This is a genomic window from Thalassospira sp. UBA1131 (assembly GCF_002311515.1).
Taxonomy (GTDB): Bacteria; Pseudomonadota; Alphaproteobacteria; order Rhodospirillales; family Thalassospiraceae; genus Thalassospira.
This window is the reverse complement of sequence record NZ_DCAO01000109.1, coordinates 3901-7031: the sequence shown is the minus strand read 5'-3', so window position 1 is coordinate 7031 and position 3131 is coordinate 3901. Positions and strand designations below refer to the sequence as shown.

The 3131-nt window shown below is 54.4% G+C and carries 5 protein-coding genes; 1 reads left to right on the top strand and 4 read right to left on the bottom strand.

All coding sequences use genetic code 11. The annotated features are described in order from the left end of the window. Both B3Z49_RS17800 and B3Z49_RS17795 read right to left on the bottom strand, forming a co-directional pair. The coding region (locus B3Z49_RS17800; RefSeq protein ID WP_296993281.1) for a histone deacetylase family protein at positions 1–923 on the bottom strand (923 nt) is incomplete at its 3' end. Between the two features lie 307 nt (positions 924–1230). Then, positions 1231–1479 carry a hypothetical protein gene (locus B3Z49_RS17795; RefSeq protein WP_286791978.1) on the bottom strand — a complete coding sequence of 83 codons (249 nt, stop codon included), beginning with the start codon at positions 1477–1479 and terminating at the stop codon, positions 1231–1233. 133 nt (positions 1480–1612) lie between these two features. Here B3Z49_RS17795 and B3Z49_RS17790 point away from each other — a divergent pair, with 133 nt between their 5' ends. After that, on the top strand, positions 1613–1930 hold the full coding sequence (locus B3Z49_RS17790) for an ArsR/SmtB family transcription factor (RefSeq protein WP_008891276.1): 318 nt from the start codon (positions 1613–1615) through the stop codon (positions 1928–1930). Positions 1931–2007: 77 nt separating this feature from the next. Here B3Z49_RS17790 and B3Z49_RS17785 read toward each other — a convergent pair whose 3' ends face one another. Together B3Z49_RS17785 and B3Z49_RS17780 are read right to left on the bottom strand one after the other, a co-directional pair. After that, a complete protein-coding gene (locus B3Z49_RS17785; protein ID WP_296993276.1) occupies positions 2008–2862 on the bottom strand; it encodes an EipB family protein in 855 nt (284 codons plus the stop codon). After that, a partial coding sequence (locus tag B3Z49_RS17780; RefSeq protein ID WP_296993275.1) for an SPOR domain-containing protein occupies positions 2862–3131 on the bottom strand: 270 nt, incomplete at its 5' end. The genes B3Z49_RS17785 and B3Z49_RS17780, both read right to left, overlap by 1 nt.

The window sequence follows — 3131 nt, the reverse complement described above, 5'->3', positions numbered from 1 at the left end:
CCCATCAATGTCCGCACATGTTGCACGGCACTGGTCGCAAGCGACGGCAAATCATAGCCCCCTTCAAGCAAGGACACCACACGTCCACCGCACTGTTCCTCGGCAAGATCCATCAACTGCTTGGTCATCCAGACAAAATCATCCGCCACATAGCAAAGCCCCGCCAGCGGATCATTCTTGTGCCCGTCAAAGCCCGCCGAAATGATCAGAAGTTCCGGCTTGAACGCGGCAATACCCGGCAAGACCGTCGAATTGAACGCTTCCTGTACTTCGGCTGTGCCCGATCCGGCCACCATACCGACATTGAGGATATTATTGGCACATCCGCGTTCGCTTTCGGCCCCGGTGCCGGGATAAAGCGGCCATTGGTGGGTCGAGCAATAAAACAGGTCCGCATCATTATAAAACAGGTCCTGCGTGCCGTTGCCGTGATGGACATCGAAATCCATCACCGCCACCCGCTTGATGCCGAATTTGTTGCGCGCATGGTGGGCGGCAATGGCGGCATTGTTAAACAGGCAAAACCCCATCGCCCGGTCATATTCGGCGTGATGCCCCGGCGGCCGGGTGGCGACAAAGGCATTCTTTTCATGCCCCTCCATCACCGCATCGACCGCAACACAGGCCCCGCCGACTGATCGCAATGCCGCCCTGCCTGAGCCCGGCGACACATACGTATCGCCATCAAGCGGCTCGATGCCGTGGTCGGGGATGCTTGCCATCACCTTGTCGACATAGGCCGGGTCATGCACTTTCTTGATCAGGTCGATATCGCCCAGCGGCGCTTCTTCGCGGTGAAGGAACATGAATTCCTCGGCCTCGAAAACGCGCTGGATCACGCGCAGACGATCGGCACATTCCGGGTGTCCGGGGCCGGTATCATGTTCAATACAATCGTGATGGGTCACGAACAAAGTCGCCATTTTTCTGCGTCGCCTTCCTGAATGGTCCGATATGGTGCGACGCCGGGACCGGGCCCGGGTCACGGGATCGCGTTGACCGCGTCCGTTATTTTTATCCTGCTTTGCTTGTTCTAGCGCAAAACAGGACGCTTCTCTTTGTTCTAAATCAGCACATCACCGAACGATAAGGCAAGCTCTTTGGCTTTCGATCTTCGCATCATTTGGCGCGTGTCACGTCTGCTACTAATACTTTCACAGTTTTGCCGTTTTCTCGGGTTTGTATATGCTGGTATCGATTATGTTTCAAACCGAGCAAACGGGAACATAATCAAATAAAAACAGGTCCTGTCGGAATCGGTGCAAAGGTTTCATTCGCCCGCACACCGCCCAGGGGATCAAATTCGCGATCGCCAGAGAAAAATCTGGTGCATGGAAGGAAGTTCGACAGGCCGGATTCCGGCACAAACACCATCAGCAGCAGGTGAGATCCGAGTAAACACTCTCTTGACAGATTTGTAATATACTTGAGAATAAGTTTACCGATGAATTCCTGTAATTTGTTGGTGGCAGAAGTCACTATCCTTTAGGTATTATTACCGCAGTGACTTCGCGCCAGTCGGATCAGAAGCCACCCGATGGCTCCGTCTGGTGATTTGTCGAATTTTCATTGGGACAATGGCCGCTTGCGGTCAGGCTCATAAGGAAGCCAAATGGAACTTAACAACTTAGAAGAAAAGGCCGAACAGGCTAGCACCCTGTTAAAGGCCATGAGCAATCAGAGCAGACTGCTTATCCTTTGCCAACTCAACGAAGGCGAAAAGTCGGTTGGCGAACTCGAACGCATTGTCGGGCTAAGCCAGTCCGCCCTCTCGCAGCATCTTGCACGCCTGCGTCGTGACAAGCTCGTCCAGACTCGTCGCGAAGCACAGACCATCTACTATTCGCTGAATGGTAACGATGCTCTGCGCGTGATCGAGACCCTCTACGGGCTTTATTGCAACGCCTCACGCAATTCTGCTGCTGCGTAAAACACCCGGGCACTCCCCACTAAAAAAGCCTGCCTTTTTTGGGCAGGCTTTTTTACGTCCGAAACAGGCGATCTGTCTTACTTCCCGCCGCATTCGGGCAGCGGCAGCTTGGTGACCTTGTCAAGCGTGCCCAGCACTTCAAACTCGCCATAGTCAAAACGCATACCATGCGCGACACCGTTATCGCCAAAATCAACCGCCATCTCGGTTGACGGGCCATTTTCCGCAGCCCCAATCGGATAAAATGCCAGGTTCATGCGATGAAACGCACCGCGCGCAATCGCATCGGGATCGTTGGCGGTGTTATCGGCATCCTTGCTGCCTGAAATCACCACAGCCACCCGGTTGGTCGGAGTATCGCCGCTGCCATCAAACACCAGATCATTGGCAAACCGCACCCCGTCTTTCGCACGTTTCAGCAACACAAGCGAATGCTGGGTCGGGAACATAGCATCGGCCGGAAGCTCTTCCTCGACCTCGACCGGGATTTCGTAACTGACCTTGACCATGTCGTCCTTGCGGACCGCCTTGCCGACGATCTCGTCGACCTTGGTGCCATCAAGATAATCACGCATGCGGAAACGATATTCCGTCCCGTCGAAATCTTCCCACTGGGTCATGGAATAGGCCGAATTGATCGGCGTACCTTCGCTGCCCTGAAGGATCATGATCTGCTGCATTTCCGTGACCCAGCCATCGCACATCTTCTCAAAGCGATAGCCAAGCACACCGGACGCATCAACAATCGAGCTGCCCTGCTCGGCATGGCTCAGCTTGAAGTGATATTCCGCCACATGCGGCACGATGGCATCTTCGATGCCCGTCACATTACCAGCCTGCGCGGCACAGCCACCAAGACCCAAACAAAAGATCAGCGTTCCTTTAAGGGAACGCTGACGTTGCTTAATCTCTGAAAAAAATCCAGACAACATCACTCTCCGGTGGCGCCAACTCCGACAATCCAGGGATCTTTAACCCCCTTTTTGGCAGCAAGAAGGCGCAAATCATGTGCGTGTTCTGCCGAAAGCGGCCCGACCGCAACACGAAGATACGGCTTACCCTTTACTTCGGCATTCAAAAGGCGCGGCTGGTATTCCTTATAAAGGCCCAGCGCCCTGTTGGCACGCGCTTCATCTGCAAAGCTTGCCAATACCACATAATCACCGGGCAGCGGCGCGGCAAGGTCATCCCCTGCAAGCGC